We start from the raw sequence: 19,059 nt of genomic DNA, 5'->3' as shown, positions 1-19,059 counted from the left end.
GTTGACATGACCCAGGGTAGGGCCGATCCGGCCGTTATCAACAGTTGTAGACATAGGCTTCCGGTATGACGTCCGCCACGCGCCCCCGAAACTCCGCCGCTACTCAGGCCCTGATCAAGGCGGCAGCGCGGGACCGGTTCGCCGCCGACGGCTACCAGAAGACGACGATCCGCGCGGTGGCGGCGGACGCCGGCGTCGACCCTGCGCTGGTGATGCGCTACTTCGGCAACAAGGACGGGCTCTTCGCTGCCGCGGCCGACTTCGATCTGCGCCTGCCGGACCTGTCCGGCGCGGACGTCGACACCATCGGGCGCCGGCTCGCCGAACACTTCCTGGACCGCTGGGAAGGCGACGAGACCTTCACCGCGCTGTTGCACGCCGCCGTCGGCTACCCGGCGGCACGGGACCGGCTCTACCAGGTGATCTTCACCTCCGAGCTGTCCGCCCTCGCCGCACGGGTTGCGCCGGACCCGGACTCGGCGACCGCTCGGGTCGGTCTGGTGGCGAGCCAGATCCTGGGCACCGCCCTGTGCCGGTACGTGCTCGGCCTGCCACCGGTGGCCGACATGCCACGCGCGGAACTGATCACGTGGCTCGGCGACACCCTGCAGCGCTATCTGACGGCGCCCGCCGAGGCGACGGGCGGGGGCCGGTCGTGAGGATCCGTGGGTACGGCCTCGCGGCGGGCCATCAGCCGAGGCCGGCTTCCATACGTTTTCCGTACAAGTCCGTCGGTTTACTGGTCGCGCCGGTTGAATCCGATCGGCTGGCCGGCAGCCAACCTGCGGGTGGCCTCGTCCTCGGGGGAACGGGGCCGGGCTGCCGGTCCGCGCGGCTTGGCAGGCGGGGGCATCAACGTTCGGTCGGATCCAGCCGGACGGGCAGACAGGTCAGGTGGATGCGATGAGGGTGCTGATCGTCGAGGACGAAGTGCTGCTCGCCGACGCCATCCATGAGGGTCTGCGTCGGGCGGCGATCGCGGCAGACATCATACACGACGGATTCCGGGCGTTGGAGAACCTCAGCATCTACGACTACGACGTCGTGATCTTGGATCGTGACTTGCCGGGTCTGCATGGCGATGAGGTGTGCCGGCGGGTGGTCGGGCTGTATCCGGAGGTCCGGATCATCATGCTGACGGCGGCGCGGCGCTTGGACGAGAAGGTCGCAGGTTTCGAGCTGGGGGCCGACGACTACCTCAGCAAACCGTTCGACATGCCCGAACTCGTGGTTCGGCTCCGTGCCCTGGCCCGGCGCAATCCGGACAGCCGGGACCCGGTGATGACGTACGGGGGTCTGACCGTGAACCCGTACCGGCACGAGGTGTTCCGCGGCGACCAGTTCGTGCGGCTCACCAAGAAGGAGTTCGCCGTGCTGGCGCTCCTGGTCGAGGCTCGAGGTGGCGTGGTCAGCGCGGAGACGATGCTGGAGAAGGCCTGGGACGAGCACGCGGATCCGTTCACCAACGCGATCAGGATCACGATCTCCATGATTCGCCGGAAGCTCGGCGATCCACCGATCATCGGCACCGTGTCCGGCGTCGGCTACCGGATCCTGGAGGGCGATCATGCTGCCTAGACTGCGCCGGCTGCTTCGTCGGTTCGTTCGGCCCACGGTACGGATGCGGCTCGCCATCACGACGGGGTTGCTGGCGACCCTCGTCGGCGTGGTCGCGGTGGTCGGTATCAACGTGCTGATGCAGCAGCTGCCGACGTACATGTTCGCTGTTCCGCGCGTGATCGAAAACAACGAGTCGATTCCGGTCACCAGGCTCACTCGTGGAAGGACGATCAGTGTCGCGACACCGGATGCCCTGTTCCGCACGCTGTGGCTGGTGTCCGGAGGCGTGGTGTTGGTCCTGGTGATCGCCTCGTTCATCGTGAGTTGGATCGTTGCCGGCCGAGCCCTGGCTCCGTTGTCCGACCTGGACGACGCGGCCCGGCGGGCGGCGCGCGGGCAGTTGCGCCATCGGCTCGCCGTCACCGGTCCGCCGGACCAGTTGACCCGCCTCGCAGTGACGTTCAACCAGATGCTCGGTCGACTTGATCAGCAGTTCGAGAGCCACAGACGCTTCGCCGTGAATGCCTCCCATGAGCTTCGGACGCCCTTGGCCACGACCAAGGCCATCCTGGATCTCGCTGCCGACGAATCGGTGCCGCCGCCGACCCCGGCGGAGTTCCGGCTCTTGATCGACCGATTGCGTACCACCAACAACCGTTCCATCCACCTGGTCGAAGCGCTCCTTGATCTTGCCGACTCCGAGAATGCGCGGGTCGAACCCGAGTTGATCAGCCTTGATCAGATCAGCCAGGACGTCTTGATCGAGACTCGTGCCACGGCGGTTCGCCGCCAGATCGACCTCAGCTACGTCTTCAACGACATCGACTGCTACGCCGACCAGCAGCTCGTCCACATGATCATCACCAACCTGCTGAGCAATGCCATTCAGCACAACGTCCAGGGTGGGCGCGTCCAGCTGGCCACCACCCGTCAGGACGATTGGGCCGTTCTGACGGTGACCAACACCGGTCACACCCTGACCCAAGATGATCTTGACACGCTGGCCGACCCCTTCACCCGGACCCGGGTCGGCGGCGACGGCCACGGTCTCGGTCTCGCCATCACCCGCAACCTTGTCCAGGCGAATCGTGGCGAATTCAACCTGCGCCCGGCGCCAGGTGGCGGGGTCGTGGCCGAGGTACGACTCCCTTGGTCCATGCCGGTCGACCAGCCATCCACCGTCGACCGTGCGACCGGGTCCGGCGCCGAGGCCGGATCTCGATCACGGCCTGCCGGAACCGCCGGTGAGGCGTCGAGAGCTCCCGTTGCGACCGCAGCGGAAACCCGAGCGAGAAGGGGGTCGGCCGAACGATGACTGCGGCTCAGAACCTGTCGACCATTTCGGCGACCAGGTACGCCAAGCAGCTCCAGGTCAGTCGCCAACTGATCCACGCGCTGGTCCGCGTCGGTGCGCTGCCGGATGCGATTCCGCATGCCGGCTCGTACCATCTCGACTCGACCGGGCTACCCGACCGGGACGGGCTGATCGCTCTCGCCCGCGGCACCTACCGCGATCAGTTGGCTCAGGCCCAGCGCGCGGTCCGGAAGCTCGCCAGCGAGGTCGAGGCGGTGGATTTCGATCTCCAGGAGGCGCTCGACGCGGGGACAAATCCGGTGACCGAGTTGGGCGTCGACGTCAGTGCGGCCGCGCAACGGGACAACCCGCTGACCGCGGCACCGCGGGAACTTTCCCGGCTGCTCCTCCAGGCGTTCCAGCTGCGGGATCTGTTGCAGGACGAGGATCGGCTGCGGAGGGCCGATTCGGAACGGCCCAAGGGAACCAGGTGGTGATCTTGAAGATGAGTGTCGACGGCGGTAAGCAGGCGCCGGTTGTTCCACCTTCTCGGCTGACCATGATCATCCAGGTCGGCGGGCGGTTCGGCCTGCGGATTCTGGACGGCGTGAGGCGTGATCTCGGCGGCCGGCGGGCTCGGTGGGCCGTCGGCGCCGTTGAACTTGTCGGAGCCTTCGGGCTGGGTCTCCATCAGACCCGGTGCGGATCGAGCACGGACCGAGAGCCCGAATACGTGGCTGCCCTGCGGTCTGCTCGTGAGGACGGTCCCGACGCGGTGCGCGCTGTCCTGGATGAGCCGAGGTTCCGCGTCTCCCGCCGCAGGATCGAGCGCGGTCTGTTGATCAGCGTGGGTGTCGCAGCGGTGACGACCGTGGGGCACCGGGTCCTGCTGCAGGAGTTGAAACGGCGCGGCGTGCGCCGGCCGCACCTGATGGCGGGACTGACCGTGGGGACGGTGGAGGCAGGGCTGGAATTGGCCAGTCGGGCCTTCGATCCGGCTTGATCCGGACACGCGATCGGCCCGGTCCCCCGTAGGTCGGGGTGTGGGGCGGACGCGAGACCATTCCCCCGATGACATGGTCCCCCCGCAGGGCGTCCTAAGGGTGACCCACCTGCGCAGGTTCGGCGGGTGTGAGCCCCTCTCGACTGATCTTGCCGGTCGTCAGCCGGGGCAGGTAGGGCCGAAAGGCACCAGACCGCCGTCGGTCGGAGTTGGAGACGGTTGAAGGGCCGCACTGGCGGGTGCGGCCCTTCAACGTCATGGGTGAACCGGGAGTCTTCGAGGGACTCCCGGTTCTGCGTACAGACTCGGGAGAGCTGCTGTCGCACTTTCACGATAGGCGCCGCGCCCCCGATCGACACCGGGTCGAAGGTCCCTAGATCAGCGTCATCGGAGGTGACTACTGGTCGGCTGGAGCGTGGTCGGTTCGAGTACGCCGAGCATGATCAAGGACTGCTGAAATGCCGTGCCACCTGTGGTGACGAGATCGTTGCTCACCCGTGGCTAAGATGCTGCCGCAGTTTCGGTGTCGGAGCGGACAGAGGCAGGGGCGGATCAGGGATGTCAGTTGGTGACGCGGACTCCGACCTGTCCGGATGTTCGCTCGGCGATCTTGAGACCCAGCTCCGCCAGGTCGACGAGGCGATCCGCACCGTCAGCATGCCCGACGGCAGCGGACGGAACCGGACCCGGAACATGGCGATCCGCGAAGTAGCGATCCTGTCTGTTCGGCGACAGCGGATCGTGGCCGAGATCAGACGCCGGCGCAAGGCGCTCGAGATCTGGAATGCGAATCAGATGCTCGTACACTCACCGGCCACGCCAGACCCGTAACCCGACAGAATGACGAAGCCATCCGAGACCACAGGTCAGAGCGTGCCCCCGATCTTCGTGTTCTTCGACTGGTACAACACTCTGTCCACCGCCCAGTTCTGGGACTCGATCCTCGGCGACAGAGATCATCCTCTCGCGGGACCCTTGAACGCGGCGGTGGAAGATCTGTTCCGTGGTCGTAAGGAATTCGTCCGTGCTTGGATGCGCGGCCACGTCACCGACGAACAGGCCATCGCATCCCTGAATCTCAACCTGCCAAACGGATACCAGGACGACTATCTCCTGCGAGAGCTCTTGCGCGACTGCCGCGACGCGAAGATCAATCCTGCCATGGCCGACATCGTCCGCGCCTTGCGCGACCGCGCGTTCCTCGCCGTCGCCACCGACAACATGGACTGCTTTGTCCGCGCCACTCCACGGGCGCTCACGAGCGACCTGCGCATTGACGAGTTGATCGTCTCCTCGTCGGTCGGGGCGTTGAAGAAGGAGTCACCGGAGCGATTCTTCGGCCCGACCCTGGAGCGCTACGGCCTGACCCCGGCCGACGCCGTCCTCATCGACGACTGCGCCGACACCTGCCAGATCTTCCGCGCCTGGGGCGGATCCGCCTACCACCACACCGACCCCGGGCGCCTGCGCGCCGACATCGCGCATCTGCTGCTTTGACCCGCCGGTGTATGAGTCGGGCCAACAACCTATGCGGTGGACTCAGCAAGGACTTCTTCGAGCAGCGCTTGGCAGCGGGCGGCGACGGCGGGCCAGCTGTGCCGGTAGTACTGGATTCCGACGAGGCTGCCGGCTATCACGCGGGCACGGACGCGCATCCAGGTCAGGTCGTCGATCTCAAGAGCCTCCCGGTAGGCCTGTCGTGTCTCGGGTGGACTCTGCCAGAGGGAATCGTGTTCTGATTCTGGAAAGCCGACGGAGAGGCCGCCGCCGAAGTCGATGACGGCGTGCAGCTTTCCGGCTCGGACCAGGAGATTGGCGGGCTTGAGGTCATTGTGCCGCCACACGTGAGGTCCGGAAGGCTCCGGCAGCGATAGCGATGCCAGCCATAGTTGTTCCAGGGCGTCGAGGTCGAGTTCCGATCCCATGATCATTCTGCAGTTGTCGAAGTTCTGTTGGACCTGCTCGACGATGTGACCGTGCCGCCGGGCTCCCTGGGGGCGGCGGGCCTGGCTCGAGCTGAGGTCGCCCCTCGCGGCACCCATCAGGCCGGCGCCGTGCAGTTCCCGTACGAATTCCGCAAGCCCGGTGCCGAGGCCGGCCCAGTCCGTGACGGTGTCCGGGCCTGCCACCTCACCGTAGATCCAGCGGAAGACCGACCAGTCGAGGGGGAAGTCTCCGGACGGTACGCCGGCGTAGACCGGCTCAGGAACCTCGTAGGTGAGCAGTGGCGCCAGACGTGGCAGCCACTGATGCTCCTTCTGCAACGAACGCGCCTTCTCTGCTGTGCGGGGAAGCCGCACCACAAGATCATCGCCGAGCCGGTACATGTGGTTATCCGTGCCGGCTCCTGCCAGCGACAACGGCAGGTCTGCCCACTGCGGACACTGTTCCGCCAGCAACGACCGAACACCGTTCTCGTCGATGGGGATCTCGTTGTCGTGAAGGGCCACTCGGGGAGCCGCCGGGTTGGGCATCAGCGGCGTTTCATGATCATGAGACATGGTGGCGGGCCCTCTCATCATTGCTGGCCTCGGCAGTCGTTTGCGACGACTCGGCGAGCATTCGGGCGAGCGCCGGCTCAACTCCCCACGCCTCGGTGAGGTTGGCGTAGTCCCGTTGCAGGGACCGCGATGGAGGGGCGTTGGTTCTGATGGCGCGTAACAGGGTGTTGCGCGGCGTGTGGTGACTTTCGACGAACTGGACCGCGTCCACCCGATAGCCATGGAGCCGCAGGATCGCGGCCCGGAAGGCGTCAGTGAGGACGTCGGCGAATCGTTCGCGGAGGATCCCGTCGCTGGCCAGCAATCCATAAGGAGCAGGGGTACGGACTCGGCTGAGCTGGGTCTGAAGATCGTGATGGCAGCACGGCGCCGCCAGCACGACCGGCGTACGCCACTGGATCGCCCGGGCCAACGACTGATCGGTAGCCGTGTCGCAGGCATGCAGCGAGAGCACCACGTCGGGCGGCTCAGTCAGTTCGGCTGTCGCGATGGCGGACTCCTGGAACGTCAGGTGATCGGCCAGACCGGTCGCCGTCGCCAGGTCGCTGTTCCGGTGCCGGGCTTGGGGTCGGAGATCGACTCCGACCATGCGGGCCGGCTCGCGCCGGACGTCAAGCAGGTAAGCGATCGCCGCGAAGGTGAGGTAGGCGTTTCCGCACCCCAGATCAACGATCCGCAGCGGCCGGGCGACGGTCGGTCGCGGTATTCGCCCGGACGCAAGCGCGCTGTCGACGGCCGATGCGAGGAGGCGGAGGAACTCATCGACCTGCCGGTACTTGGCCTGCCGGCTCGGTTTCACCCGCCCCTCCCGGTCGGTGATGCCGACGGCTCGCAGCACGGGATGATCAGGAGTCAACATCCGCGGCTTCTGGCGGTCGTGGGAGTGATCCACCGACAGAGGCTGATCAAGGGTCTGCACGTGGACCATCGCCCGCCCCTTCTTCGTCACCCGTACCTGCAGGACCGAATCGGTGGTCTCGACCCGCCAGTGGGCAAAGGGCAGACCGAGGATGCGGTCCACCAGGTCCGCGGCCTGCGCTGAACGGGCGGGTGCGTTCTGGACTGTTGCGCGGCTGTCGTCGTAAGTGGTCAGCTGGAGTGATCGTCCGGACTTCAACTCGACGTAGCGAAGCTCCGCACGTCGCCACGGAACACTCTCACCGCGCCGTCGGCCGGCAGCAACGGCTCGACGGAGCCGGGTCGGAGTGAGGATTGACGAGCGTACGCGTTCAAGCGCCTCGACCAAGGCTGGCGACTCCTCAGCCATGGCCACCACCTCCGATGCCGGAGCGAGCCTGGCAGCCATGAATTCTCAGATGTCTTGGCAGGAAGGGAATCAATGCATGAGCGTGAGCTGAGCAGAACAAAGTTGACCTTCTCGGGAGCAGGAGCGACTACCTCACGCGCTTTGCGGGCGAGGACTTGGGATCACTGCTCAAGACCGCACCTCCCCAGACTGGCATGCCACGGCACCACCCGCAACGCGAATTGCGCGGTAGTTACCAAGGAGCTGGTTGGCCGCAGGTGATCATTCTTGACCTCAAGGCAGGTTGAGCTCCTACGGTCCTTCCACCAGGCCGCATGGTCGAGGCAACGGGTGGTTGAGCTGAAGGAGTCGGAGTTGCAGATCGCTGTTGAGCAGGCGAAGGTACTCGCCGAGGTGCGAGTGCTGGAACTGATCATGATCGGCAAGGACGGTGGGCCGAGGATTCTCCCGATGGCTGGGGCCTGGCTGCCGGATGAGGGCCACATCCTGATCACGACGCCGCTGGCCTATTCGCAGAAGGCGTTCGACCTGCGGCGCGACGGCCGGGTGGCGCTGCTGTTCTCCGACTTCACCGGGAGTGGCCTTGACGGTTCGCCCAGTCTGCTGGTGCAGGGGACCGCGACCGCACCGGACCGCGTCGTCACGCCGGCCGAGATACCGGCGTACTGGGCCGAACTGTTCAGGAGGAATCCGGGGCTGGCCGACGAGACGCGTGACGAGGCCGTCCGGGCCACCATGAGTTGGTACTACCTGCGGCTTCCGCTGTACGTCAGCCCGGACCGGTTGATCACTCAGGTACGGCTTCCCGTGGGCGGCAGGCACGAGCCGTACCCGGACGAATCAGCGTCCCTGCCCGGCCGAGTCTCCGACGCGGTCGACCGCTATCCGAGCGTGATCCTTGCCAGCAGGGACCTGGAGGGTCACCCGACCGGAACTCGAGCCACGATCACCCGCTCGACCGATGGTGATGAACTGCAGCTGCAGACCCCCGATGCCTTCGCTGGAACCAACGGCAAGGCTGCTCTGCTCTGGCATCGCCACGACGGTCATGCGGGCGAGATGATCTCCCTGCAGGTCACCGGTGACCTCACCGGAGCCGGCCGGGAGTGGTCATTCCGGCCGGGACGAATCCCGGGGGCGTTGACCGGCGGTCACGACACCGGCTCCTGGCAGGACTGGATCGAAGACGGCCGGGCCCGAACCCAGCAATACCTGGACCGGCGAGGGTTCAGCCCAGACCCCATTGACTGGCGTGCGCTGGCGGACCTTGCGCGCTGACCATCATTTGATCTTGACTGTCCGGCCAGTCCCCGGCCAGGACGCGCTAGCGGCCCAGCCGGGCGCCGCGCCGAACTCCCCGCGCGGCCGACCTCTCGCTCTCGGCGTCCTGCTGTTGATCGAAGGCCTCCCGGGCCCGGAGAACCTGCTCGATGTGCTGCTCCGCCCAGCGGCCGAGGGCGCCCAGCGGCTCCTTCAGCGTCCGACCCAGCTCGGTCAGCTCATACTCAACCCGGGGCGGCATCTCGTTGTAGGCGATCCGCTCCACGGCTCCGTCCCGTTCAAGATCACGAAGGGTGTCGGTCAGCACCTTGCCGCTGATTCCCTGCACGACTTCGCGGATCGCGCCGAACCGCAGCGGTCCGTCGCTGAGGGCGATCACGATCATCGCGGTCCACTTGTTCGCGATCTTGGCCAGGGACGTCCGTGACGGACAGGCCTCCGCCATCACATCCCACACCGGAGTCGACATTCCTCACCCTCCGTTAGTTACGTTGAGGTAACAGGTAACCGATTGTAACTATAGGGGTCGATTCGATTACAGACTCCGAGGAGAACCGATGTCCGATCAGCAGCCGGCCGCCGTCGCCGGGACCTACTTCGATGCGCTGGCCCAGGGGGACGTGCCCGGTGCGATGGCGCTGTTCGCACCCGACGTGGTGTGGCACCAGCCGGGCGCCAACCAGTTCAGCGGCGACCATGTTGGCGGTGCCGGGGTCGGGCAGCTCCTCGGCGGCATGATGGAGGCCAGCCAGGGCACCTTCCAGCTCAAGGTCGACGGCGCAGCCATGATCAACGGCGACCTGGTGGCCGTGCCGGTACGGTTCAGCGGCAGCCGTGGTGGCGCGACGATGGACATGCGCGGAGTCGATCTGCTCACGGTGCGTGAGGGCAAGATCGTCGAGGTCCACCTGTTCTCCGAGGACGGCCCCGCCGAGGACCGGTTCTGGGGCCAGGCCGGCTAGACCTCCGGCGACGTTCAGGGAGCGGTACGGGCCTCGAGGTGCCGGGCCGCGTTCAGCACCTCCTCCGGCGGTCCGTCGGCGACGATCCTTCCGGCATCCAGCAGGACGGCCCGGTCGGCGCGCAGGATCGTCGCGGCCCGGTGGGCGATGACCAGCGTGGTCCGGGTGCCGCGGGTGGCGTCGAGGCTCTCGTGCAGCGCTCGCTCGCTGTCGGTGTCGAGGCTGGACACGGCTTCGTCCAAGATCAACACCGGCGCCTGGGTGAGCAGGGCGCGGGCGATGGCGAGGCGCTGCCGCTGACCGCCCGACAGAGTCGAGCCGGACTCGCCGACTCTGGTCTGGTAGCCCTCCGGCAGCGCCTCGATGAACCCGCCGGCGCCGGTGAGCCGGGCGACGTCTCGTACCTCGTCATCGGTCGCGTCCGGTCGCCCGAGTCTCAGGTTCGCGGCGATGGTGTCGTCGTACAGGAAGATGTCCTGCGGGACCAACGAGACCGTCCGGCGAAGACCCACGTCGGAAAGTTCGCGGAGGTCGACGCCGGCGATCTTGATCATGCCGCTGGACGGGTCCCAGAACCGGAGCAGCAGGTTGGCACAGGTCGACTTGCCGGCTCCGGACCGTCCGATCAGGGCGACCGTCTCGCCCGGAGCGATCCGCAGCGACAGGTTGTGCAGCACCGGTTCGGTACGGCTCGGGTAGCTGAAGGAGACCTGATCGAACTCGACCGGTGGGACCGGGTCGGTGATCATCAACGGTCGGTCCGGCTCGGCGACCTGCGCGGGATAGTCGATGATCGCCAGCACCCGGGCTGCGGCGGCGCGCACGTCGCCCAGTGATCGGGCGGTCGTGGAGACGGTCGCGATCGGTGCCAGGGCCGAGGTCGCCGCGACCATCATGACCGGCAGCCAGGGCAGCGGCAGCGCGCCGCTGCTGACCTGGCTCGCCGCGACGGCGGTCACGAGCAACAGCCCGAGTCCGAGGATCAGTTCGGTGATCATCAGTTCCATGCCGCTGCGCCAGACGTAGCGCCGTCGTTCGTACGTCACCTCGCGGCTGCGGTCCTGCACCCGGGCGGCGAAGTCGTGTTCCCGGCCGGCGAGCGCGAGCTCGCGCAACCCCTGCACGACGTCGGCGGTCTCGGCGGCGACCTGACCGCGGGCCGCGCGGAGCCGGCGGCCCTGGGCGCCGGCGCGCCGAGCGAGCAGAGCGGGAACCACCGCGACCAGCAGCATCGGCACGGCGAGCGCGAGCGCGGTGGGCGGGTTGAGCACGGCCGCCACGACGAGGGTGGCGACCGACACCAGTCCGGCCCCGATGTAGTCGGCGGCCGTGTGGGCGAAGAACAGTTCGGTGGCGTTGACGTCGTTCTTCGCGATGTCGGCCAGCTCTCCGGTACGGCGACCGAGCAGCCGCCCCGGCGTCGCCCGGGCGATCCCGTCGACGATGCGGATCCGCAACTCCTTGAGCAGCCGGTAGGCCCAGTCGTGGCCGATGCTGCCCTGCCACCACTGGCCGACCGCCGCCACGACGACGCCGAGGCCGAGCGCGACCACCAGCCCGGTCTCCGGGGCGACCGCCCCGGTGCCGGCCAGAAGGCCGAGCTGGTAGGCCGCCAGGGCCGGCAGGACGGCAACGGCACCGTAGTAGATCAGCCCGGACAAGATCACCAGCCCGAAGGTCAGTGGCCGCGACGCCATGTACGGCAGCAGCCGAAGCAACGGGCGGCGGTCGGTCGGAGTGTCTGAGGTGGTGGTCATGCCGTGGCTCCTGCGTTGATCATCTTGTGGTAGGTGCCTGCCAGGGTCAGCAGAGTGTGGTGACCGCCGCGCTCGACGATGCGGCCATGGTCGAGGACGATGATCTCGTCGGCGTCGCGGACGGTGTTCATCCGATGCGCGACGATGAGTACGGCCCGGTCGGCGAACAGCCGATGGACGGCGTCGTGGACGAGGCGCTCGGTCTCCTCGTCGAGTGATGCCGTGGCTTCGTCCAAGATCAACACCTCCGGGTCGGTGAGCAGGGCCCGGGCGATCGCCACCCGCTGTCGCTGGCCGCCGGACAGATTCGTCCCGCGCTCGGAGACCTGGGTGCTCAGTCCCTCCGGCAACGCGGCGACGTCGGCCGCGAGGCCGGCGGCCGCCACCGCGTGCTGGATCTCCTCGTCGGAGGCTTCGGGCTGGGCCAGAGCAACGTTCTCGCGCAGGCTGCCGGGGAAGAGGTGGATGTCTTGGCTGACCACCGCGACCCGGCGCCACCAGTCCCGCCGGGACGTTCCCGCCGCGTCGCGGTCGTTGATCAACACCTGTCCCGCGGTCGGATCGATCAGCCGCAGCAGTAGGGACACCACGGTCGTCTTGCCGGAGCCCGACGGTCCGACCAGGCCGATGGTCCGTCCCGGGGCCAGGTCGAGATCGATGCCGGCGACGGCATCGACATCCCGGTCGGGATAGCGGAACCGCACCTCCCGCAGCGAGAGCCGGATCGGTCCGGTGGGCAGGGGGAGCGGCGCACCGGGATCGGCGAGCGGCGGTTTCTCGGCCAGGAAGGCATCCAGACGCGCCGCGGTCATGGGCGCGGTCAGGGTCGAGTGCAGATACTTCCCGTGATCGTCCAGCGGTACGAAGGTGATCAAGGCGATCAGCGCGACGGTCAGGGCCGAGGTCGGATCGAGCCGGCCCTGGGCGGCGAGCAGGCCGGCCCGGACGATGATCACGACGATCGCGCCGGTGATCGCGAGACGGGTGATGATCATGTGCGTGAACAGCGCGTTCAGGACCCGCATCCCGGCGACCCTGACCTGCTCGGCCTGACCGGCCAGCCGCTTGCGGACCCGGCCGACGGCGCCGAAGGCCTTGGCCGTCGCCATGCCCTGAACGGCTTCGACGAAGCCGGCGTCCATGGCGCCGAGGTCGACGAACACCTGGTCGTGCCCGCGCCGTCCGATCCGGTTCCACAGCGGCGCGGCGAACTTCGCCACCAGAAGGGCGACGCCGAGCACCAGCCCACCGAGCGGATCGATCACCGCGACGGTGGCCGTGGCGAGGAGCGGACCGAGCCAGCTGAGCAGACCGCCGGGCACGCCGCGGGCCACGGCCACCTCCAGCGCGGCGCTGTCGTCGACCAGCCGCGCGGTGATCGTTCCCGTGGATCGGCCACTCCGGTAGCCGGGGCCGAGCCGCAGAAGTTGATCAAGGACCGTACGGCGGACCTGCTGGGTCACCCGCTGACCGGTGTCCTCGGCGATCGCCTCGTCGACCCACAGCAGGGCCGCCCGCAGCACCACCATCGCCACGGCCAGTGCCACCCCGGTCAGGGCGGTGTCCCAGGGCCGGCCGGTCAGTGGCGCCGTGACCAGCACGGCCACGCCGAAGGCCTGCACCAGCCGGGTGATCACGATGCCGAGGCCGATCGCGACCGTGGCTGCGAGGCGCGGGCGCGCTGAACGTACGGCCTGCTGGAAGATGCCTGTCGTCATGTGTCCTCCTTCGAGGTGGTGGATGAGATCGGGTGTCGGCGCAGCCATCGCGCCGTGACCCAGGTGCCGATCCCGGAGAGCAGCACGGCGACGCCGATCAGCGGTGCGAAGCTCGTGACTCCGGCCAGCGCGAGCGCGGCAGGGGTGATCACCAGCCGCAGCACGCCGAGGACGGAGACCTGGGCGGTCAGGTCGGTGGCCGCACTCGCCGGACGGCTGAGGTCCATCGAGACGGTGTAGGCGCAGAGGGCTGCCCCGGAGTAGCCGAGCACGGTGGACAACACCGCGATGCCGTCCAGTACGGGATGGGCGCCGCCGAAGGACAACGGCAGCAGCAGTGCGATCGAGGCGGTCCAGCAGCAGCCGACGAGGATCGCACAGCCACGCCGGCCGATCCGGTTCATCAGCGCACCGATCAGCAGGGAGGCCAGCAGCCCGGCCGGGCCGGAAAGAGTGCCCTGCACCAGGGCGATCCGGTCCATCGACCAGTGCGCCGCGATCATCATCGGTGCCAGCAGCGCGGAGGCGAGGAACCCGCCCACGGTGAAGATCGGCAGGATCACCATCATCCAGACCCCGATCCGGGGCCGGCGGACCAGAGTGATCAACTCCGCGAACGGCCGGCGGTGTCGCTCCGGCCCGGGCTCTGACGGCGGTTCCCGCAGCGGCAGCAGCACGAGGAAGGGGATCAGGAAGATCACCACCACGGCGCCCACGGTGAAGCCCCAGCCGAGCCGGGCGTACAGGAACAGGGCGCCACCCGTACCGAGAATGATCGACAAGCAGGCCATGCCCGCCTGCAGGCCGTTGCCGATGCCCCGGTCCGCCGGCGGCAGCAGCCGTACGGTGAGTCCGTTCATCGCGGTGTCATGGAACGCGGACAGCGCCAGGGCTACCGCCGTCAGGGCGAGCACCATGATCAGGTCCGCTCCCGGATCGAGCGGTACGAGAGCGAGCCAGACCAGGACAAGGGCAGCCTGAGTGATCATCAACCAGCCGCGATAGCGGCCGAGTCGATCGATCAGCGGTCCCAGCAGGAACCGGCCGAAGTAGAGCAGGCCGAGCAAGTTGATCAACGCCAACTGGCTCAGCGGGACGCCGCGCTGCAGAAGGATCGTGGTCAGCGCGCCGAAGAAGAACGCGTACCCGATGTCGCTCACCAGGTAGAGCGAAGCGATCACCGCGAACCGCCGGGCCCGGGACGGCATCACTGCCGGCGGTGTCGGCACCGCGACCGGCGCTGCCCCCTCTGAAGTCATCTGATTCCTCTCGCTGACTGACCGCCAGTCACTCTAATGACAATGATTGTCGAAAACAAGATGGGGCAGAATGTTCGGATCATCGAATTCGAGGAGGGCCTGGATGAAGCCACGGACCGCGCCACCGGAGCAGCGCCGGACGGCGCTGTTGGATGCGGCGGCGGAGCTCGTCCTCGCGAAGGGGATCTCGGGATTCACCGTCGAGGACGTCACGAACGCGGCTCAGGTGGCCAAGGGCACGTTCTACCTGTACTTCCGGTCGAAGGAGCAGCTCGTCCGGGCACTCCGGGAACGCTTCATCAACGACCTGGTCGCCCGGCAGCGGGCCGCGCTGCGCCGACTCCCGGCCGACGACTGGCCGGGACGTCTCCGGCGCTGGATGGAGTTGAGTCTTCGCGGCTACCTGGCCCACGCCGAGCTTCACGACGCGCTGTTCCAGCACGACGGGGACGCTGCAGAATCGGCGACCGGGCACCCGGCCGACCCGGCGCACAACGGCCACGCTGCGGAGCTGGCCGAGATCATCCAGGCCGGGTCCGAGTCTGGCGCCTTCGCCCTCACCGACCCGTCGCTGGCCGTCGTCCTGCTCTACAACACGATGCACGGAACGGCGGACTACCTGGTTGAGCGGAGTCGCGGCGGTGCCCTGTCCAAGGCAGAGACCAACCGGGTGATCGCCGAACTGCTCAAGCTGTGCGAGCGCTACACGGAAACGTCGCGCGAGGCGCCGCTCCGTTCCGAGGGTGCCAGGTAGGTCACCGACAGGGTCCCGGTGTGCGGCGATGGCTCGATCACGGTCTCCACGGCGTACACCGCGCGGATCAGCTCAGTCGTGAATACGTCCTCCGGCGGCCCGGCCGCCACCACCCGACCCCGGTCCAGGACGGCGAGTTGATCACAGAACCGGGCCGCAAGGTTCAGGTCGTGCAGGGCAGTGATCACGGTCAGGTCGAGCTGCCGGAGCAGCGTGAGGACGTCCAGCTGGTAACGGATGTCGAGATGATTGGTCGGCTCGTCGAGTACGACAATCTCGGGTTGCTGGGCGAGCGCCCGGGCGAGTTGGGCGCGTTGCTGTTCACCGCCGGACAAGGTCCGCCAAGATCGCGACCGGAACCCGGCCATCCCGGTCAGCTCGAGGGCACGATCGATTGCGACCCGGTCCGACCCGGTCATGGCCGAGAAGGTTCCGCGGTGCGGCGAACGGCCGAGCGCGACGGCCTCGTCGACGGTGATCTCCGCATGGGCCTCGGGCGACTGTTCGACGATGGCGAGCTGCTGGGCGACCCGGCGCCGCGCCATGGTCCGCAGCGAGATGCCGCCTAGTTCGACCGTCCCGCGGTCGGGCCGTCGCAGCCCTGCCAGGATCCGCAACAGCGAGGTCTTACCGGCGCCGTTGGGCCCGAGAACCCCGAGCACCTCGCCGGCCCGCGCGTGCAGGTCCACCCCGTCGAGGATGCGGGCGCCGCCGACGCTCCAGGCAAGATCATCAGCCTTCAGTTCCGTCATCGCCTGGCCGCCGCCCGGTTGAGGACGACCGCGAAGACCGGCGCGCCGAGCAAGGCTGTGATCACTCCGACCGGAACCTCGTGCGGCGTGAACGCCGACCGTGCGAACAGGTCGACCCAGATCAGGAAGATCGCCCCGCCGAGACCGCACAGCGGCAGCAGCACTCGGTGGGTTCCGCCGGCGAGCAGTCGCACCACGTGGGGGACCAGCAGCCCGATGAACCCGATCGCTCCCGAGGCCGCCACCGCGGCGGCCGTCATCAGGGCGGTGAGGACCATGAGCACCAGGCGGGCCTGGGTGGTCCTGATGCCCAGCGATGCTGCGGTGTCCCAGCCGAACGTGAACGCGTCGAGAGCCGGCGCGAAGAACAGGCAGCCGACGGCACCGATCAGGGTCACCGCCGACGCCACCAACAACGGCTCCCAGCGGGCGCCACCGAGTGAGCCGAGCAGCCAGTACGTGAAGCCCCGGGTCAGGTCTGCATCGCCGCTGATCATCAGCACGAACGAGGTGATTGCGGAGAAGAACTGGGACACGAGCACACCGGTGAGCACCACCCGGGCGGGGTTCGAGACTCGTCCGCCGCCGATCAGCATGATCACGATGCCGAAGGCCAGCAGCGCACCGGCGAAGGCGCCGGTCGACAACACCGACGCGCCCGTACCGAGGCTGAACACGATCGCCAGCACGGCACCCGTCGACGCGCCCGAGGACACCCCGAGCAGATAGGGCTCGGCCAGCGGGTTGCGGGTGATCGACTGCAGGACCGCCCCCGACACCGACAGCCCGAGCCCGACGGTGGCGGCGAGCAGTACCCGGGGCAGGCGGGACTGCCAGATCAGCGCGTCGATCAGCGGGGGAGCGGGCGGCGTCGGTGCGAGAGTCTCGAGGCCCAGCCGGCGCAGCACGATGCCGAGTACGTCGAGCGGCCCGATGCTCGCCGTACCGACAAGGGTTGCGACGACGATGGAGACGACCAAGATCATCGCGAAGACACCGAGCAGGAACGCCGCCTGCGGTACGGTCCTCCGCCCACGGCGTTCCTTCGCTACCGGTCCCTCGGTGACCAGCCGAGGCTCGGCGAGCCGGGTCATCGACGGGCCAGCAGGACGACGTCGTCGTAGTGCCGCCAGAGGGTTCCGGTCTCGGCGAACCCGGCGGTGATCAACGCCTGCAGGTGCAGGTCGAGCGGCGCGTGCGGCGGCGGCAGCCGGTCCGCGAACCGCTGCTCGCGCAACGTCCGCTGCGGGCCGAACCAGTCGATGATCATGGGCTGTTCCAGCCACTGGTCCCACGTGAGCACGCCCTGCCCGTGGGCCAGCTGTTGCGTGCGCTGATCATCGGCGTCCGCCGCTGCCACCAGGCATGGCTGGGTACGCGGGGAGTAGCGCAGGTGATCGGCATTCAGGAAGATCCCGTTCGCCGGCAGTAGTCGCCCGAGCGTCGTGTAGACGGCGACGAGTTCGGCGGGCTGGAGCCAGTGCAGCGCGGTCGAGGACACGGCCAGCTGGACCGGTCGCTCAGAGAGTGATCGCTGCCAGCCGTCGGAGGCGAGGTCGGCGTCGACGGCGGTGAACCGCTCACCATGTCGATCACCGAGCCATTCGCTCGCGATGGCCAGCAGCAGCGGGTCGTAGTCGAGCCCGATCACCCGGATGCCGGCGAAGCGGTCCAGGACGCGACCGCCGAGGCTGCCGGGCCCGCAGCCGAGGTCGAGCACGGTCACGCCGCTGCCGTCCTCGTCCGCCTCGGCCGACGCCGCGAGGTAGCGGCCGATGACCTCGAGCATGATCGCGAACCGCTGCTCGCGGTGGTTGATGTAGGCGGCCTGTTGATCATCCCAGCTCTGCAGCAGTCGGCCCAGCTGCTCGGCCCGGCTCACCATGACGGCCCCAGCTCGACGAGTCCCTTCGCAACGGCCGGGATCGCTTGCGCACTGTGGATCGACGGATCCATGTACTGACCGGGGATGACGATGAACCGGTCCTGCCGGACCGCCGCCATGGTCGACGTGAGCGGATCCTTCTTGAGGAAGTCGATCTTCTCCTTGGCGGTGTCACCGGGGTAGCCGCGGGTCAGGTCGGCCAGGATGATCACGTCCGGCTCCCTGGCCGCGAACTCGTCCCAGCTCACCTCGGGCCACTTCGTGGTGGCGTCGCTGAAGACGTTCTCGGCGCCGACCAGTTCGGTCACCGTCTGCGGCAGGCCGCCGGGGCCGGCGACCGAGGGCGTGTTCGCCGAGGCGGCGGTGGAGTAGAACCAGGCCACCTTCGGCGTGCCCTTGATCCCCTTGGCGATCTTCAGGCCTTCGTCGATGGTGGCCTGCTGTCCGGCGACAAGCTCCTGGCCCGCCGCTTCGACGTCGAAGATCCGGGCGATCGACTCGATCTCGTTGACGAGCATCTCGAACTTCGCGCCGCCTTCGACGGACGCGTGGTACGTGCAGTCGAACTCGGTCAGATAGGTCGGAATGCCGAGCTCGTGCAGCTCGGCGCGCTCACCGGCGTTCTGGGCGGTGACGAAGGACGCGAACGACGAGTAGACGAAGTCCGGCTGGGCCTCGAGCAAGGCCTCGTGCTTGAGGATGCCGTCGGTGAGCAGCGGCACGCTCCGGTACGCCTCGGCGATGTCGTCCGGCACCGGCTCGATCTCGTACGCGGTGCCCACCATCCGACCGGCCAGGCCGAGTCTGATCATGATCTCGGTGGCCGACTGGTTGAGCGAGACGGCCCGCCTCGGCGCCTGCTCGACCGTCACCTGGTCGCCACAGTTCCGGTAGCTCAGCGGATAACTGATCTTGCCTTCGCCGACGTCGGCACTCCGGTCGTCGGTCGGACCCCCGGTCGTACTGCAGGCGGCGAGGAGGAAGGCCATCAGCATAATGACAATGGTTTTCATCTTCACCGACGTAGCTTAACCCAGTCGCCTGGATCGGGCGTCTGTCCTACGGT

Annotated in this window: 20 protein-coding genes; 9 read left to right on the top strand and 11 right to left on the bottom strand. The window is 67.9% G+C overall.

Going from position 1 to position 19,059, the window contains the following annotated elements:
• The first annotated feature begins 65 nt into the window (after positions 1-65).
• The 5 genes from ACFQU4_RS14180 (at position 66) to ACFQU4_RS14160 (ending at position 3,857) form a co-directional block, all read left to right on the top strand.
• Positions 66-659, top strand: coding sequence for a TetR family transcriptional regulator (locus ACFQU4_RS14180; protein ID WP_377492856.1), 594 nt, complete (start codon positions 66-68; stop codon positions 657-659).
• 244 nt (positions 660-903) lie between these two features.
• On the top strand, positions 904-1,578 hold the full coding sequence (locus ACFQU4_RS14175; RefSeq protein ID WP_377492854.1) for a response regulator transcription factor: 675 nt from the start codon (positions 904-906) through the stop codon (positions 1,576-1,578).
• Positions 1,568-2,875: a sensor histidine kinase gene (locus tag ACFQU4_RS14170; protein WP_377492853.1), complete on the top strand. Its 1,308-nt coding sequence runs from the start codon at positions 1,568-1,570 to the stop codon at positions 2,873-2,875. The genes ACFQU4_RS14175 and ACFQU4_RS14170 overlap by 11 nt, the downstream gene beginning before the upstream one ends.
• A complete protein-coding gene (locus ACFQU4_RS14165) occupies positions 2,872-3,351 on the top strand; it encodes a hypothetical protein (RefSeq protein ID WP_377492852.1) in 480 nt (159 codons plus the stop codon). Before ACFQU4_RS14170 ends, ACFQU4_RS14165 begins: the two co-directional genes overlap by 4 nt.
• Positions 3,352-3,413: 62 nt before the next feature.
• On the top strand, positions 3,414-3,857 hold the full coding sequence (locus ACFQU4_RS14160) for a hypothetical protein (RefSeq protein WP_377492850.1): 444 nt from the start codon (positions 3,414-3,416) through the stop codon (positions 3,855-3,857).
• 561 nt (positions 3,858-4,418) lie between these two features.
• On the opposite strand, the gene ACFQU4_RS14155 is transcribed toward ACFQU4_RS14160, so the two are convergent.
• Positions 4,419-4,664 carry a hypothetical protein gene (locus ACFQU4_RS14155; RefSeq protein ID WP_377492848.1) on the bottom strand — a complete coding sequence of 82 codons (246 nt, stop codon included), beginning with the start codon at positions 4,662-4,664 and terminating at the stop codon, positions 4,419-4,421.
• Between the two features lie 33 nt (positions 4,665-4,697).
• Between ACFQU4_RS14155 and ACFQU4_RS14150 the strand changes: the two genes are divergently transcribed.
• The gene (locus tag ACFQU4_RS14150; protein WP_377492846.1) at positions 4,698-5,354 is read left to right on the top strand and encodes an HAD family hydrolase; all 657 of its coding nucleotides are present in this window, start codon (positions 4,698-4,700) and stop codon (positions 5,352-5,354) included.
• Positions 5,355-5,383: 29 nt separating this feature from the next.
• On the opposite strand, the gene ACFQU4_RS14145 is transcribed toward ACFQU4_RS14150, so the two are convergent.
• Positions 5,384-6,358, bottom strand: coding sequence for an aminoglycoside phosphotransferase family protein (locus ACFQU4_RS14145; protein WP_377492844.1), 975 nt, complete (start codon positions 6,356-6,358; stop codon positions 5,384-5,386).
• Positions 6,348-7,625, bottom strand: coding sequence for a class I SAM-dependent methyltransferase (locus tag ACFQU4_RS14140; RefSeq protein ID WP_377492842.1), 1,278 nt, complete (start codon positions 7,623-7,625; stop codon positions 6,348-6,350). Before ACFQU4_RS14140 ends, ACFQU4_RS14145 begins: the two co-directional genes overlap by 11 nt.
• 354 nt (positions 7,626-7,979) lie before the next feature.
• On the opposite strand from ACFQU4_RS14140, the gene ACFQU4_RS14135 reads away from it, so the two are divergent.
• Entirely contained in the window at positions 7,980-8,903 is a 924-nt protein-coding gene (locus ACFQU4_RS14135) for a pyridoxamine 5'-phosphate oxidase family protein (RefSeq protein ID WP_377492840.1), read from the top strand.
• 46 nt (positions 8,904-8,949) lie between these two features.
• Here the strand turns inward: ACFQU4_RS14135 and ACFQU4_RS14130 are convergent, their stop codons facing one another.
• Positions 8,950-9,375 (bottom strand): winged helix-turn-helix transcriptional regulator, encoded by a 426-nt coding sequence (locus ACFQU4_RS14130; RefSeq protein ID WP_377492838.1) that lies wholly within the window; start codon positions 9,373-9,375, stop codon positions 8,950-8,952.
• Positions 9,376-9,463: 88 nt separating this feature from the next.
• Between ACFQU4_RS14130 and ACFQU4_RS14125 the strand changes: the two genes are divergently transcribed.
• Positions 9,464-9,868, top strand: coding sequence for a nuclear transport factor 2 family protein (locus tag ACFQU4_RS14125; protein ID WP_377492836.1), 405 nt, complete (start codon positions 9,464-9,466; stop codon positions 9,866-9,868).
• 14 nt (positions 9,869-9,882) lie between these two features.
• Here ACFQU4_RS14125 and cydC read toward each other — a convergent pair whose 3' ends face one another.
• From cydC to ACFQU4_RS14110, 3 genes are read right to left on the bottom strand one after another with little or no spacing between them, the layout of a single operon-like run.
• Positions 9,883-11,625: a thiol reductant ABC exporter subunit CydC gene (gene cydC / locus ACFQU4_RS14120; protein ID WP_377492834.1), complete on the bottom strand. Its 1,743-nt coding sequence runs from the start codon at positions 11,623-11,625 to the stop codon at positions 9,883-9,885.
• On the bottom strand, positions 11,622-13,343 hold the full coding sequence (locus ACFQU4_RS14115) for an ABC transporter ATP-binding protein (RefSeq protein ID WP_377492832.1): 1,722 nt from the start codon (positions 13,341-13,343) through the stop codon (positions 11,622-11,624). Before ACFQU4_RS14115 ends, cydC begins: the two co-directional genes overlap by 4 nt.
• Positions 13,340-14,602 (bottom strand): MFS transporter, encoded by a 1,263-nt coding sequence (locus ACFQU4_RS14110; RefSeq protein ID WP_377492830.1) that lies wholly within the window; start codon positions 14,600-14,602, stop codon positions 13,340-13,342. Before ACFQU4_RS14110 ends, ACFQU4_RS14115 begins: the two co-directional genes overlap by 4 nt.
• 103 nt (positions 14,603-14,705) lie before the next feature.
• On the opposite strand from ACFQU4_RS14110, the gene ACFQU4_RS14105 reads away from it, so the two are divergent.
• Complete coding sequence (locus tag ACFQU4_RS14105) at positions 14,706-15,356, top strand: TetR/AcrR family transcriptional regulator (protein ID WP_377492828.1); 651 nt, start codon at positions 14,706-14,708, stop codon at positions 15,354-15,356.
• Here the strand turns inward: ACFQU4_RS14105 and ACFQU4_RS14100 are convergent.
• Genes ACFQU4_RS14100 through ACFQU4_RS14085 form a run of 4 tightly spaced genes read right to left on the bottom strand, consistent with a single transcriptional unit; the run spans position 15,305 to position 18,982 of the window.
• On the bottom strand, positions 15,305-16,108 hold the full coding sequence (locus ACFQU4_RS14100) for an ABC transporter ATP-binding protein (RefSeq protein ID WP_377492826.1): 804 nt from the start codon (positions 16,106-16,108) through the stop codon (positions 15,305-15,307). The genes ACFQU4_RS14105 and ACFQU4_RS14100 overlap by 52 nt on opposite strands.
• Entirely contained in the window at positions 16,105-17,202 is a 1,098-nt protein-coding gene (locus ACFQU4_RS14095) for a FecCD family ABC transporter permease (protein ID WP_377492824.1), read from the bottom strand. Before ACFQU4_RS14095 ends, ACFQU4_RS14100 begins: the two co-directional genes overlap by 4 nt.
• Entirely contained in the window at positions 17,199-17,993 is a 795-nt protein-coding gene (locus ACFQU4_RS14090; RefSeq protein ID WP_377492822.1) for a class I SAM-dependent methyltransferase, read from the bottom strand. The genes ACFQU4_RS14095 and ACFQU4_RS14090 overlap by 4 nt, the downstream gene beginning before the upstream one ends.
• Positions 17,987-18,982 (bottom strand): ABC transporter substrate-binding protein, encoded by a 996-nt coding sequence (locus tag ACFQU4_RS14085; RefSeq protein WP_377492820.1) that lies wholly within the window; start codon positions 18,980-18,982, stop codon positions 17,987-17,989. The genes ACFQU4_RS14090 and ACFQU4_RS14085 overlap by 7 nt, the downstream gene beginning before the upstream one ends.
• Positions 18,983-19,059 lie beyond the last annotated feature (77 nt).

It is taken from the genome of Microlunatus sp. GCM10028923 (assembly GCF_042666975.1).
Classification (GTDB): Bacteria; Actinomycetota; Actinomycetes; order Propionibacteriales; family Propionibacteriaceae; genus Microlunatus.
Note: the sequence above shows the minus strand (reverse complement) of the source record. Positions and strands in the feature narration are given on the sequence as shown.